The sequence below is a fragment of the Rhodanobacter sp. C01 genome (assembly GCF_002001045.1).
In the GTDB taxonomy this organism is placed as follows: Bacteria; Pseudomonadota; Gammaproteobacteria; order Xanthomonadales; family Rhodanobacteraceae; genus Rhodanobacter.
On record NZ_MUNR01000005.1, the window covers coordinates 94183 to 106455 of the forward strand.

Annotated in this window: 15 protein-coding genes; 12 read left to right on the top strand and 3 right to left on the bottom strand. The window is 63.8% G+C overall.

What is annotated here, in order from left to right:
• Positions 1-73: 73 nt before the first annotated feature.
• On the top strand, positions 74-1012 hold the full coding sequence (locus B0E50_RS01810) for a M14 family metallocarboxypeptidase (protein WP_077439376.1): 939 nt from the start codon (positions 74-76) through the stop codon (positions 1010-1012).
• Between the two features lie 101 nt (positions 1013-1113).
• Here B0E50_RS01810 and B0E50_RS01815 read toward each other — a convergent pair whose 3' ends face one another.
• A complete protein-coding gene (locus B0E50_RS01815; protein ID WP_077439377.1) occupies positions 1114-2016 on the bottom strand; it encodes a LysR family transcriptional regulator in 903 nt (300 codons plus the stop codon).
• 113 nt (positions 2017-2129) lie between these two features.
• On the opposite strand from B0E50_RS01815, the gene B0E50_RS01820 reads away from it, so the two are divergent.
• The 6 genes from B0E50_RS01820 to B0E50_RS01845 all read left to right on the top strand — a co-directional run bounded on the left by B0E50_RS01820 (position 2130) and on the right by B0E50_RS01845 (position 7060).
• Positions 2130-3008, top strand: a complete 879-nt coding sequence (locus tag B0E50_RS01820) for an NmrA/HSCARG family protein (protein WP_077439378.1) — start codon at positions 2130-2132, stop codon at positions 3006-3008.
• 298 nt (positions 3009-3306) lie between these two features.
• Positions 3307-3813 (top strand): GNAT family N-acetyltransferase, encoded by a 507-nt coding sequence (locus B0E50_RS01825; protein WP_254427140.1) that lies wholly within the window; start codon positions 3307-3309, stop codon positions 3811-3813.
• Positions 3814-3951: 138 nt separating this feature from the next.
• Positions 3952-4254 carry a hypothetical protein gene (locus B0E50_RS01830; RefSeq protein ID WP_139350718.1) on the top strand — a complete coding sequence of 101 codons (303 nt, stop codon included), beginning with the start codon at positions 3952-3954 and terminating at the stop codon, positions 4252-4254.
• A 99-nt stretch (positions 4255-4353) separates the two neighbouring features.
• A complete protein-coding gene (locus tag B0E50_RS01835; protein ID WP_254427141.1) occupies positions 4354-4881 on the top strand; it encodes a nuclear transport factor 2 family protein in 528 nt (175 codons plus the stop codon).
• Positions 4882-5037: 156 nt separating this feature from the next.
• Positions 5038-6381, top strand: coding sequence for a M48 family metallopeptidase (locus tag B0E50_RS01840; protein ID WP_217343179.1), 1344 nt, complete (start codon positions 5038-5040; stop codon positions 6379-6381).
• A gap of 64 nt (positions 6382-6445) precedes the next feature.
• Positions 6446-7060 carry a hypothetical protein gene (locus B0E50_RS01845; RefSeq protein ID WP_139350719.1) on the top strand — a complete coding sequence of 205 codons (615 nt, stop codon included), beginning with the start codon at positions 6446-6448 and terminating at the stop codon, positions 7058-7060.
• Between the two features lie 68 nt (positions 7061-7128).
• Here B0E50_RS01845 and B0E50_RS01850 read toward each other — a convergent pair whose 3' ends face one another.
• Both B0E50_RS01850 and tsaA read right to left on the bottom strand, forming a co-directional pair.
• The gene (locus B0E50_RS01850) at positions 7129-7626 is read right to left on the bottom strand and encodes an META domain-containing protein (RefSeq protein WP_168170778.1); all 498 of its coding nucleotides are present in this window, start codon (positions 7624-7626) and stop codon (positions 7129-7131) included.
• Positions 7627-8011: 385 nt separating this feature from the next.
• Positions 8012-8581 (bottom strand): tRNA (N6-threonylcarbamoyladenosine(37)-N6)-methyltransferase TrmO, encoded by a 570-nt coding sequence (gene tsaA / locus B0E50_RS01855; RefSeq protein WP_254427142.1) that lies wholly within the window; start codon positions 8579-8581, stop codon positions 8012-8014.
• Between the two features lie 51 nt (positions 8582-8632).
• Here tsaA and B0E50_RS01860 point away from each other — a divergent pair, with 51 nt between their 5' ends.
• From B0E50_RS01860 to B0E50_RS01880, 5 genes are all read left to right on the top strand, one after another.
• Complete coding sequence (locus B0E50_RS01860; protein WP_077439383.1) at positions 8633-9007, top strand: YciI family protein; 375 nt, start codon at positions 8633-8635, stop codon at positions 9005-9007.
• 67 nt (positions 9008-9074) lie between these two features.
• Positions 9075-9608, top strand: coding sequence for a hypothetical protein (locus B0E50_RS01865; protein ID WP_077439384.1), 534 nt, complete (start codon positions 9075-9077; stop codon positions 9606-9608).
• Between the two features lie 66 nt (positions 9609-9674).
• Complete coding sequence (locus tag B0E50_RS01870; RefSeq protein ID WP_077439385.1) at positions 9675-10442, top strand: N-acetylmuramoyl-L-alanine amidase; 768 nt, start codon at positions 9675-9677, stop codon at positions 10440-10442.
• Positions 10443-10503: 61 nt separating this feature from the next.
• Positions 10504-11217, top strand: coding sequence for an HAD family hydrolase (locus B0E50_RS01875; RefSeq protein WP_077439386.1), 714 nt, complete (start codon positions 10504-10506; stop codon positions 11215-11217).
• 63 nt (positions 11218-11280) lie between these two features.
• Entirely contained in the window at positions 11281-12243 is a 963-nt protein-coding gene (locus tag B0E50_RS01880) for a quinone oxidoreductase (RefSeq protein ID WP_077439387.1), read from the top strand.
• Positions 12244-12273 lie beyond the last annotated feature (30 nt).

The window sequence follows — 12273 nt, forward strand, 5'->3', positions numbered from 1 at the left end:
ACGACCAACCGCGATGGCGGCTGGTGCTACATTGCCCCGCCTTGCCTTGTGCGATTGAAAAGCGAGCGATGTGATGACAATCCCGGCCCTCTACCCGATCGGCACCCCCGGCACTCCGTGGGGACCGGCAGAAGTCGCAGCCTGGCTGTCACGGCAGACCCGTCAGCGCAGCTACGAAGCGGACGTGCTGAGCGTGCTCGAGACCTTGCGTACACGCTTCGAGCTGGAGCAATACGGCCGTCTCGATTACCCCTCCGGCAGCTACCCGCTGTTCGCGGTCAGGAGCCGCGACTGGCGTGACGAGCTTCCCTGCGTGCTGGTGACGGGTGGCGTGCATGGCTATGAAACCAGCGGCGTGCACGGTGCGCTGCAGTTCGTCGATCAGCATGCAGCAAGCTATGCCGGTCGCATCAACCTCATCGTGGCGCCTTGCGTGAGCCCCTGGGCCTACGAACGGATTCATCGCTGGAACGCGGATGCGATCGATCCGAACCGCTCCTTCCGCGAGAACAGCCCGGCACAGGAGTCGGCGGCGCTGATGCGCCTGATTGCGCCCTTGCGCGACCGCGTGCTGGTGCATGTCGATCTGCATGAAACCACCGACAGCGACGAGTCCGAATTTCGCCCGGCGCTGGCGGCCCGCGATGGCATGGCTTGCGAACCGGGCGAGATTCCCGATGGTTTCTATCTGGTCGACGACAGCGAACATCCGCAACCCGCATTCCAGCAGGCAGTGATCGCGGCGGTGGCGAAAGTCACCCACATCGCCCCGGCCGACAGCCATGGCGAGATCATCGGTTCACCGGTGGTCGCGCCGGGTGTCATCGAATACCCGCTCAGGCAGCTTGGCCTCTGCGCAGGCATCACCAACGCCCGCTACAAGACGACCACCGAAGTCTATCCGGACAGTCCGCGGGCAACGCCCGAGCAATGCAACGCCGCGCAGGTGGCAGCGGTTTGCGCGGCGATCGATTTCGCGCTGGCGCCCGGTGCAGGGGACTTGAGTCGGTGAGGCGAGGCGCAAGCGGGACGGTCGGCTGATGCAGCATTAGCGCGTAGCGCGGAAGGATGGCTAGCCAGGGTTGCTGCTTCCCTTGCCGCGCTGGCGCCGGGTCACTTTGTACTTGCGAGCCGGGCGAAAGCTGCAGGCGAGGCGTTTTCAAAACGATCCACCAGCAGTTTCACGAAAGCGGTCACACGGGTGCTTACATGCCTGTGCGAGGGATACAACGCCCAGACTTCGATGCGGCGGTCAGCGAGCGTGCCCCAGTCGATCAGCCGGCCGGCGTCGATATCAGCCTGCACCAGCGAGCGCGGCATGGCGGCGGCGCCCACGCCTGCGAGTACCGCATCGTGGATCATCGCCATCGACGACAGGCGCAGCACGGTATGAGTGGCGATGGTCAGCACACTGCGTGTGCGGCTGAGCTGCCAGGGCGCGTCGACCGGCGCATGGGGCAGGGTGATGGCCGGCACGGCGACATGACGCTGCCTTGCCGGTCTGGGCAGGGATGGGGCCGCCACGACGGCCAGCACGTCGCGCAGGAAGCAGCGCCCGGCCAGGTCGGTCGAGGGGTCCGGATTGGCACGGATGATCAGGTCGAAGTCGTCGTCCACCGGATCGACAAAACGATCTTCGGCGATCACTTCCAGTTGCACGCCGGGATAGGCCAGGGCGTAGTCGGCGGCGATGCGGCCCAGGCCGCGCTGACCGAACAGCACGGGCGCGCTGATGCGCAGCCGGCCGCGCGGCGTGCTGATGCCTCGCCGCAACACTTCGCCGACTTCATCGAGGTGTTCCAGCAGCGACTGTGTCTGGTCCTGCAGCTCGCGTCCTTCCCCGGTGAGACGCAACTCATGGCCGCCACGTTCGAACAGGCGTACGCCGAGCGTGTCCTCGAGCTGGCGCACCCGGCGTGAGAGCGTGGCCTTGGGACGGCCAGTAATGCGTGCGGCGCGACCGACGCCACCATGTCGTGCCACCGCGTTGAAGTCGGCCAGGGCGAGGAGGTCCATGGGTGTTCCACCAGTGAGACGAGATGTCCAGATTATGCGGCTATCGGTGACATTCATGAAACATCAGGATGGCGCCACAGAACACGTCATCCCCACCACTGAAGGAGATACCCATGAACATTCTCGTTACTGGCAGCACCGGCACGATCGGCAGCCTTGTCGTTCGCGGACTGGTCGCACAAGGTGTCGGCGTGCGTGCGTTGACGCGCGACCCGGAAAAGGTGTCGTTTCCCGAAGGCGTCACCGCCGTCAGGGGCGACATGACCGACATCCCCTCGATGCGTGCGGCGTTGAAGGATGTCGACGCGCTGTTCCTTCTCAATGCCGTGGTTGCCGATGAAGTGACCCAGGCCATCAGCACCCTGAGCCTGGCACGCGAGGCTGGCATCGAGCGCATCGTCTATCTGTCGGTGCTCAACAGCGATACCTACACCGATGTGCCGCATTTCACCGGCAAGTACACGGTGGAACGGATGATCGAGCAGTTCGACCTGCCGGTGACCGTGCTGCGCCCGTCCTATTTCATGCAGAACGACGCCATGCTCAAGGATGGATTGATGAAGCATGGCCGCTACGGCATGCCCATCGGCGATGTCGGCGTGTCGATGGTCGATGTGCGTGACATTGCGGAGATCGCCGTGGCCTCCTTGCTGCGCCGCGTCCGTGCGCCGGCGCCGCTGCCACGTGAGGTGATCGAGATCACCGGGCCGGACGCGCTGACCAGCGATGCGCTGGCGACAATCTGGTCCGGCGTGCTCGGCAAGCCGGTCACCCATGGTGGCAATGATCTCGACGCATACGAGGGTTTCATGGCGAGTGTCATGCCGTCATGGTCGGCCTACGATCTGCGTCTGATGCTCTCGCGCTTTCATGTCGATGGCATGCTGGGCAAATCCCACGCCGTCGACGTCCTCACCGGTCTGCTCGGGCATCCGCCGCGTCGCTATCGCGATTTCGCCGGCGAACTGGCGAAGACCTGGCAGGTGAGTTGATCAGTATCCAGGGGTGGCGGGCACGGTCGACGCTGGCAAGGTCTGCCACCTCTTTCCAATGCCTGGAGCCACATCCCGGCCGTTCCGCGCAAAGGTAGCACCGCGGCATTTCTGCGCCACATTCCGGGCTGGATTTGCCGGGCCGGAAATTGGCAATCTGGGAGGAGGCACGGCCCATTCATGGCGCCATTTCGGAGAGCGTGAAAGGAAGCGGCATTCCTGGCGGGTTCCCACCTGCGGGAACCCCCATGTCACTCAAGCCCGACTTTGGGCATGCTGTGCGAAAACCAGGTCATCGATGCTGCTCCGCGACGCCACTCCTGCCGACTTCCCCGCGATCCTCGCCCTCAACGAGGCTTTCGTGGCGGTGCTGAGTCCGCTGGATGCTGCGCGCCTGGCGCAACTGCACGCACAGTCGGCATTGCATCGCGTGATCGAGCATGACGGCCGGATCGAGGCGTTCCTGCTCGCCTTCCGCGAGGGCGCGGACTATGACGGAGCGAACTACCAGTGGTTTGCGCAGCGCCATGCGCGCTTCCTGTATGTGGATCGCATCGTGGTTGGCGGCACCGTGCAGGCACGCGGTGCAGGCAGCCGGCTCTACCGTGATGCCTGCGCGCTGGCGTCACGTGACGCGGTGCCGTTCATCACCTGCGAGTTCGACATCGAGCCGCCCAATACGGCGTCCCGCCGCTTCCATGCCAGGTTCGGATTCCGCGAAGTCGGCCAGCGGCAGCTCGATGGTGGCAAGGTCGTCTCCATGCAGGCGCTTGATGTCGCAACAGCATCCACCCGGACAGGGTGAATCGGCACAGGTTTGACGAACCCTGCCGGAGTTTCATCTTCATTCCTCGCCCGAGACTGTGGCGATGGGCATTGCGGCTCATGGGTCGATTTGCAGGCATACTGCGACGGCGATCGGAATGCCGAAGGGAACGCAAGCATGTCACTTACATGGACCATCCTGGGGACGATCTCCCAGCTGCTGCTGGCGTACCTCCTGTTCATGGTCGTGGTCTTTTCGGCAACCGGCATCGGCAACGATGACCCGCTCGGCAAGCTCCAGCTCAATATCCTGAATCTTTCGATGTACGTCCTGCCGGCCCTGTGTGCCGCGAGTGCGGGTATCGTGGTGTATCTGCACCGGCATGGCGGCAGCGCTGCGTCTTACTGGTGGTACGCGATGCCACTGGTCGCGACGGTGCTGTATCTGGTCTATGCCTTGATGCTGGGCAATCGCTCGTAGCGTTTTGCCGGCGGCTGACAGGAACCCGTTTCAACAGACGGTACTGGATTGCGCAATGGATCCGCACGGCCTCATTCGAGTATCAGCCAGGAGATTGATGTGAACAAGTTTGCCGTTTCGACGATCGTGGTTCCGATGCTGATCGCGTTCAGGCTTTCCGCGGCACCTGCCGCAGCCTCGCAACCCGATCCGTCGCCAGCGGCAGATGCCCTGTTCGACAAGATAGCCGCACTCGATACGGCTGTGTTCGACGCATTCAATCACTGCAGCGTGCCGGAGCAGCTTCAGCGGCACGCCAGTTATTTTGCACCCGATGTCGAGTTCTATCACGACCAGGGCGGTGTCACCTGGACGCGTCAGGCGATGATTGCCAAGACGGCGCAGAACGTGTGCGGCCATTTCCGTCGCGAGCTGGTGCCGGGCAGCCTCAAGGTCTACCCGATCAAGGATTTCGGCGCGATCGAACAGGGCGTGCACCGCTTCTGCCAGTTCAAGACGGGTGACTGCGATGGCATGGCCGACTTTGTCATCGTCTGGCGCCATCAGGGCGACCAGTGGCAGATCACCCGCGTGCTCAGCTATGGCCATCACCCAGTCCATGAATCGACGCAAGCGCCCGGAAAATAGCCGGCACGACGTGGCTCGAAACTTGTTCTTCAAGGATGATGCCGAGCGCATTCCCGGAGCCATGAGGAACCGTGGGAGTGTAACTAGTCAGGTAGCCTGCCTCCGTAGGTTCGGCTACGTTTGAAGCTCTTCATCTTCAGGCGAGGGGAGTCGTCCATGAAACACGTTCTGGCCATCCTGCTGGTGGCTGTCCTGATGCTTGGTGCAAGCCAGGTGCAGGCTGCACTGGCGGCTGACGTGACGCCGACGGTCAGTGCGACAACGACACCGGTGAGCACGGCGCACTTCGATGTGGGCGCTGCCACCGACACCTACATGGCGCAGTTGTCGCCGCAGGCGCGGGCGAATTCCGACGCGTATTTCGAGGGCGGCTACTGGCTGATCCTGTGGGATCTGCTGGTGGCCCTGGCTGTGGCGTGGCTGTTGCTCGGCACGCGGCTGTCGGCGCGCATGCGTGATTTCGCCGAACGCCTGACACGTTTGCGCTGGCTGCAGACGGCCGTCTATGCGCTGCAGTACATCGTGCTGACGACGCTGCTGACCTTGCCGTGGAACATCTACGAGGGCTTCGTCCGCGAACATCGGTACGGGCTGTCCAATCAGGACCTTGGGCAATGGCTGGGCGACCAGGCCAAGGGGCTGGTCATCGCCCTGATCCTGGGCACCGTGGCGCTGGTGATCATCTATGCGGTGATCCGCAAGGCGACCCGTACCTGGTGGCTGTGGGGGGCGGGTGTGTCGCTGGTGTTCATGACCTTTGTGGCCACCATCGCGCCGGTCTACATCGCGCCGGTGTTCAACACGTACAAGTCGCTGCCGGAAAGCCCGCTGAAGGCACAGATCCTGTCGATGGCGCGAGCCAACGGCATCCCCGCCACCGATGTCTACTGGTTCGATGCCTCGCGCCAGAGCAAGCGCATCAGTGCCAACGTGAGCGGCATGTTCGGCACCACGCGGATCAGCCTCAATGACAACCTGATGAACCGCAGCACCCCGGCGGAAATCAAGGCGGTCCTGGGCCACGAGATGGGCCACTATGTGCTCAATCACGTCTACAAGGGTCTGGTCTTTTTCGCCATCATCATCGTGCTCGGCTTCGCCTTCGTGTACTGGGGTTTCGGCCGGGCCGAACGGTACTGGGGCGCGCGCTGGAACCTTCGCGGCGCCGGCGACGTGGCTGGCTTGCCGCTGCTTGCCGCACTGTTCTCGATCTTCATGTTCTTCATGACGCCGGTGAACAACACGATCACCCGCAGCATGGAAGCGGAAGCCGATGCGTTCGGCCTGAATGCGGCGCGCCAGCCGGATGGTTTCGCGGAGGCGGCCGTGCAGCTTTCCGAATACCGCAAGATGCATCCCGGCCCGGTGGAGGAGTTCGTGTTCTTCGACCATCCCAGCGGCTGGAACCGCATCCATCGCGCGATGATCTGGAAAGCGGAGCATCTCGATGATGCGGATATCCGGGCGGCGGGCGTCGCGGTGCCGGCGTCGGCACGCTGAGCGGTTGACCAGAGTGCGCAGTGGCTCGGCCGCTGCGTCGTGCGTTCGATGAGGATATGCGTGAATGGATGATCGTCTGCCGCCTGCTTCCGTCAGTACAGCCGGCTCCGACCATGGGGACGCCGCAGGGACAGACGGCGGCAGGACTGGCCTGATGCGCATGTATGCCTGGCTGGGCGTGCTCATGTTGCTGATTTTTTCGTGGTGTGTTTCGGCCGACTGCTATTTCAGCGCCGCTACCTATCGGGTGGCGGCGTGGTCCATGGCGGTCTTCGCGATGCTCGGGATGCTGCTGTTCGCACGCTTCCTGCGCCGGAATCACTACACCCTGCAAATGCGGGCGGGACCGCGCAGGCTCACGACGATGGAAATCCCCTTTCATGTCGTGATGATGGGCTGCCTTGTCGGCTGGATGTGCTGGCTTGGCTTCTACGCACTGCTCGGCTTGCTGGTTTTCGCAAGCTCCCGCACCCCTTCGTCCATGCTGACGCAGCTGGAGGTCTCCCATACCGGTGGTCGTTGCGGAACCAGCTACGCGTTCTACGACCCTTTCCTTCAGCGCAGGGTGGGCGACTGCGGCTTGCCCTACTGGGGTGCGCGATCCGGCGACAATGTCAGTGTCACGCTGGAACGCGGGCCGCTGGGCATGCATCTTGATCGTGTGAAGCGGCAGCCGTAGAGGGCAAGGTTTGTCCCTGCTGCGTTTGCCTGCTTGCCGCCTTCAATCCAGACCTCCCAGGTGGCCTTTCACGGTGTTTGCGTGACCGGGCTGCCGGCGAATGTCAGCGTCTGGCCATCGTCGGCCGTCAAGGTGAGCAGCGGCATGTTGCCCTTGCCCGACAGAATCAGGGTCGGCGTGCTGCGCAGCACGGCTGTGATGGTGGACTCGCGTTGCATCAGGGTTTGGTCATGGCAGGCCATCATGGTATGCATCATCTGTGCGACCTGGAGATGATCCTCGACGATGAGGTAGCTGCCGCCGATGCCGTTGCAGGCGTTGCGCACCCTGACCCTGCCATCGGCGAAATCGAGCTGCAGCGGCCTGTCCGGCAGCCCGAACAGGGCATCGAGACGCTTGCCGCTGTTGTCGACGGCATCGTGCAATTGCCAGTGATAACGCGTGAGCATCTCCGGCAAGGTCGATGCGTGCGAGCTGTCGGGGACGGGTGGGGCTGCATGCGCGGGAGACGCCGACAGCATCGCGCAGGCGACGAGGACGAGCGACAGCAGCGGGAAGATTTTCATGGTGTGACCTCCTTGCAACTGATTCAAGCAGCTCGGGCGTGAACAGGATTTGACGGACATGGCGAACAACGGGCACAAAAAAGCCGCGCCGGGCTTGCGCCTGACGCGGCAAGAGGTTTGAACCGACCACTGCCGGGAAGTCGGGAGCCGTCGTCGGAGGGTTCCGTCGGGGCGAAGCAAAAATAGCGGGGACTTGTCTCAGCGGTTGAGAAGAGGGCATCTGCATCATCGACCGATCAGATGATCGCCGTATGACAGGCCGATACCCCCGGAAGATCAGGGGTGTCTGGGCTGCCGAGCGGCGCATTTTCAGGTGTGCCGGCGTATTACTCTCGCGTCCTTTGCCCAGCGGAGAGGGGGCGATTCGGCGGTGATGCTGCGATGCTCAGCGGCCTGGAGTGGAGCGTGGCCGGCGTGGCCCCGGCGCAGAGTGACGACCCTGCGCTGCGTCGATGCCGTCGATCCACCCGGCGCGCGATCCCGGGAATGCGTCGGCGTAGGGCACATACGGCTTGATGTCGAGGATCGGCGTGCCGTCGAGCAGGTCCATGCCGCGCACGCGCAGGGCATGATCTTCGACGGCGACCAGTTCGACGGCGGACAGGCCGATCGCGTTCGGCCGGTGTGGCGAACGGGTGGCCAGTACGCTGCGCTTGCCGCCACCACGCGGAGGTCGTACCTCGGCCTTCCAGCCTTCGCTGCGATGGAACACGAACACCAGCCAGATGCGCTCAAAGCCGGCAAGATCGCGGAACGCCACCGCCGGAAAATCAGCCGCAAACTCGATGATCGCCTCGGCCGCTGCACCGGTTTCGGTGCCTTCCACCACGGTGGGCTGGTGCGGCGCGTCGATGCGCCGCGCATACGGCGAACGCACGTGGGCGATCGGCTGGCAGGAGAACGTGGGGGTATCGTGCATGGTGGTCACGCGAGGCGGGATGGCGGCATTATCCATCTTCGTACTTCGTTCCACGGCTTTATCCACCTAATTACTGTCGAGGGCGCCATGAAATACCTGGTCATGATCTATTGCGACGACACCCTGCTGGACGCGTTGCCGGAGGGCGAGTTCGACACGATGATGCATGGCTGCTTCATGCATGCAGACGTACTGCAGCAGCAAGGCCATCTGCACGATTCGCAGCAGCTGGAGGCGCCGGCCACGGCGAAGACACTTCGAGTGCGCAACAACCGCGTCAGCGTGGTCGACGGGCCATTCGCCGAGACCAAGGAATACCTGGGCGGTTTCAACCTGATCGAAGCTGACAGCATGGACGAGGCGGTGCGGATTGCTGCGGAGTTTCCGTGGTCGCGCACCGGCGCGATCGAGATTCGCCCGGTGCGCGACATGGCGGTAGTACGGCGCCGGGTGGGTGCGTGATGACGGATGCTTCCCCCGCGGTGGCGGACACGTCACCATGCGGCTCCTGCCCGACCGTGATCCACCCATGAATCCATCCGACGACGATTATGATGCCGAGCGCGAATTCGACGATGTCGATGAGGACTCGGTCGAGGCAAAGGTCTGGCAGCTGCTGCTGCTGATCAATCCCGGCGACGAGGAAACGGCGCTGCTGCAGTTCAATGACTATCGCGAGGCGATGGCCGACGTCGATGCCGACGAGGTCGAACCGATCGAAGTGATCGGCCGGGTGATCGACTGGCGTTCCGGCTTCATCGTGGGCACGCATGACCTGCGCTCGTTGGTGCAGGCGATCGACGAGCTGTCCTCGCGCTGGAATTTGTCGGTGGACTGGAACGGCGATCCGGACGATGACGAGTTCTTCGATGACCTGGATGCGGCCGAACTGTTCTCGATCGCCTACGACCGCCTGGCCGAGTTCGGCTATACGCTGTGGGCGTGGGAAACCGACAGCGACACCTATGCCGGCTGGATGACGCTGACCCGTGACGGCGAGCCGCTGCGCGAGCTGGCCACGGCGCTGGGCATCAACCTGCGGCTGGGCAGCGAAGTGAGCTGAGGCGCACGGCACCGTGCTGCCGTGAGGTTAGTATCCCGTTCTTGTCCATTTCCGGGAGCATCATCGATGCGTCGCTTTTCGCGCTGGTGCCGGCATTGGCGTGGCATGACCCTGCTGGCCGTGCTGGTGCTGCTTGCCGCCTGCGCGCAGGTGCCTGCCCGCAATCCGCTGGCGACTTGGGTGCCGTCGTCGAATCACGACGAGCGTCGGGCCCAGCTGATCGTGCTGCATTTCACCGAGCAGTCATCGGTGCAGAAGAGCCTGGATACGCTGCGCAGCGGCAACAGCGAAGGCCCGGTCAGCTCGCACTATCTGATCGGCCAGGACGGGCACATCTATCAGCTGGTCGCCGATGCGCAGCGCGCATGGCATGCGGGGGCGGGACGTTGGGGCACGATTACCGATGTGAACTCCGCTTCCATCGGCATCGAACTGGACAATGACGGCCACTCGCCTTTTGCGCCGGCACAAATCGACAGCCTGTTGCGCCTGCTGGCTGACCTCACCGACCGCCTGCGCATCCCGCGCACGCAGATCGTCGGTCACGAGGATTTTGCGCCCACGCGCAGAAACGATCCCGGTCCGCTGTTTCCGTGGAAGCAACTGGCCGATGCCGGCTTCGGACTGTGGCCACAGGGCACCTTGATCGATCCTCCTGCCGGCTTCGATCCCTGGATGGCGCTGGGGGAGGTCGGCTATCCGCTGGATGACCGCAACGCCGCCGTGCATGCGTTCCATCATCATTACCGCGGCATCGAGGGTGACACGCTCGATGCACAGGACTTGCGCATCCTGTATGCGCTGACCCGCCAGATTGAACGGGCCGATGGTTGATTGCCGCCGCTGGATGGCAGTCACGCGTTAAAATCATCAGCTCTGCGACAAGGCCTCCAGCATGCTCCAGCTTATCGGTTTCGACGGTGACGACACGTTGTGGCACAGCGAGGGTTATTACCAGCATGCGAATGCGGAGTTCGCGCTGGTCGTCGGGCGCTATGTGGATCTGGGCGACCGGCAGGTGCACGACAGAATGCTGGCGACCGAGCAACGCAATCTCAAACTGTTCGGCTACGGCGCGAAGGGCATGGCGTTGTCGATGGTGGAGACCGCGATCACGGTCACGGCCGGCCGCATCACGGCGGCCGATATCCATCGGCTGATCGAGGTGGGCAAGGACGTGTTGCAGCATCCGGTGGAATTGCTGCCCGGCATCCGCGAGGCGGTCGAGGCGGTGGCGCAGCATCACGCGGTGGTGTTGATCACGAAAGGCGACTTGTTCCATCAGGAAAAGAAGGTCGCGCAATCAGGTCTGGCCGAGTTGTTCCGCCGCATCGAGATCGTCTCGGAGAAGAACGCCGATACCTACCGGCGTGTGCTGGCCGAGTTCAAGCTGCAGCCGGCACAGTTCGCGATGGTCGGAAATTCGCTGCGCTCGGATATCGAACCGGTGGTGCGCCTGGGTGGTTGGGGCGTGCACCTGCCGTATCACGTGACCTGGGCGCATGAGCTGGAGCACGATCTCGGCACCGGCCATCCGCATGTGATCACGGCGGATACGCCATCGGCGATTCCGGAAGCAGTGGCACAGTTGCGCGAAAGGGCGGCTTGAATCGCGCACTGCGCGTGAGCATGGTTGCCATCACCCATTTCCATTGATTCGGAGCGCCACGCCATGCATGCCTTGTTGTTTGAAAAGTTCGGTGGTCCCGACGTGCTGCACTGGGGCGAGCGGCCCGAGCCGGTTCTCGCGTCCGGTCAGGCGCTGGTGCGGATGAAGAGTGTCGGATTGAACTTCGCCGACGTGTACCGGCGCAACGGCAACTATCACCTGAGCGGCACCGCGCCATGGATCCTCGGTTACGAGGGCGCTGGGGTGATCGAGACCGAGGCGGCGGGCGATACGCAGTTTCCGGTCGGTACGCGGGTCGGCTTTGCCGACATGCCGCATGCGAATGCCGAGCTGGTGGCGGTGGATCTGGACAAGCTGATTCCGTTGCCGGACGACATCACCTTCGACACCGCGGCAGCAACCCTGTTGCAAGGGCTGACCGCGCAGTATCTGGTGACCGACAGCTACAAGGTGCGCCGAGGCGACGTGGCGGTGGTGCATGCGGCGGCCGGTGGCGTGGGCCAACTGCTGGTGCAGATGCTGAAGGCGCTGGGTGCGAGCGTACTGGGCGTGGCGTCCAGCGCCACGAAACGCGCTGCGGTGCTGGCGGCCGGCGCGGCCGCTGCGTGCGGTTACGACGAGCTGCTGGCGCAGACGAAGCAACTAAGCGCGGGTCGCGGCGCCGATGTGGTCTACGACTCGGTCGGCCGCACGTTGGGCGACAGCCTCGCCGCCGCGCGCATCGGCGGTACGGTGGTGTTCTACGGGATGGCGGCCGGTGATCCCGATCCGGTCGACCCGCGCCTGTTGATGGATCGCTCGCTGACGCTGACCGGTGGTGATCTGTGGAACGTGCTGACCAGTGCGTCGATCCGGCGCGAACGGGCGGCGGCGTTGTTCGCGCAGATCCGCGCCGGCCAGCTGCAGCCGAACCTCGCCGCTCGCTTTGCGCTTAGCGATGGCGCGAAGGCGCACGCGTACCTGGAAAGCCGCGAGGCGATCGGCAAGGTGCTGCTGACGCTGTGATTGACGCGGCCGGCGCATGCCGGGCCCACG

Excerpts from the sequence above, each read along its gene's own strand:
- B0E50_RS01810 (WP_077439376.1), top strand. The coding sequence starts at position 74 with ATGACAATCCCGGCCCTCTACCCGATCGGCACCCCCGGCACTCCGTGG.
- B0E50_RS01815 (WP_077439377.1), bottom strand. The coding sequence starts at position 2,016 with ATGGACCTCCTCGCCCTGGCCGACTTCAACGCGGTGGCACGACATGGT.
- B0E50_RS01820 (WP_077439378.1), top strand. The coding sequence starts at position 2,130 with ATGAACATTCTCGTTACTGGCAGCACCGGCACGATCGGCAGCCTTGTC.
- B0E50_RS01825 (WP_254427140.1), top strand. The coding sequence starts at position 3,307 with ATGCTGCTCCGCGACGCCACTCCTGCCGACTTCCCCGCGATCCTCGCC.
- B0E50_RS01830 (WP_139350718.1), top strand. The coding sequence starts at position 3,952 with ATGTCACTTACATGGACCATCCTGGGGACGATCTCCCAGCTGCTGCTG.
- B0E50_RS01840 (WP_217343179.1), top strand. The coding sequence starts at position 5,038 with ATGAAACACGTTCTGGCCATCCTGCTGGTGGCTGTCCTGATGCTTGGT.
- B0E50_RS01845 (WP_139350719.1), top strand. The coding sequence starts at position 6,446 with ATGGATGATCGTCTGCCGCCTGCTTCCGTCAGTACAGCCGGCTCCGAC.
- B0E50_RS01850 (WP_168170778.1), bottom strand. The coding sequence starts at position 7,626 with ATGAAAATCTTCCCGCTGCTGTCGCTCGTCCTCGTCGCCTGCGCGATG.
- tsaA (WP_254427142.1), bottom strand. The coding sequence starts at position 8,581 with ATGGATAATGCCGCCATCCCGCCTCGCGTGACCACCATGCACGATACC.
- B0E50_RS01860 (WP_077439383.1), top strand. The coding sequence starts at position 8,633 with ATGAAATACCTGGTCATGATCTATTGCGACGACACCCTGCTGGACGCG.
- B0E50_RS01865 (WP_077439384.1), top strand. The coding sequence starts at position 9,075 with ATGAATCCATCCGACGACGATTATGATGCCGAGCGCGAATTCGACGAT.
- B0E50_RS01870 (WP_077439385.1), top strand. The coding sequence starts at position 9,675 with ATGCGTCGCTTTTCGCGCTGGTGCCGGCATTGGCGTGGCATGACCCTG.
- B0E50_RS01875 (WP_077439386.1), top strand. The coding sequence starts at position 10,504 with ATGCTCCAGCTTATCGGTTTCGACGGTGACGACACGTTGTGGCACAGC.
- B0E50_RS01880 (WP_077439387.1), top strand. The coding sequence starts at position 11,281 with ATGCATGCCTTGTTGTTTGAAAAGTTCGGTGGTCCCGACGTGCTGCAC.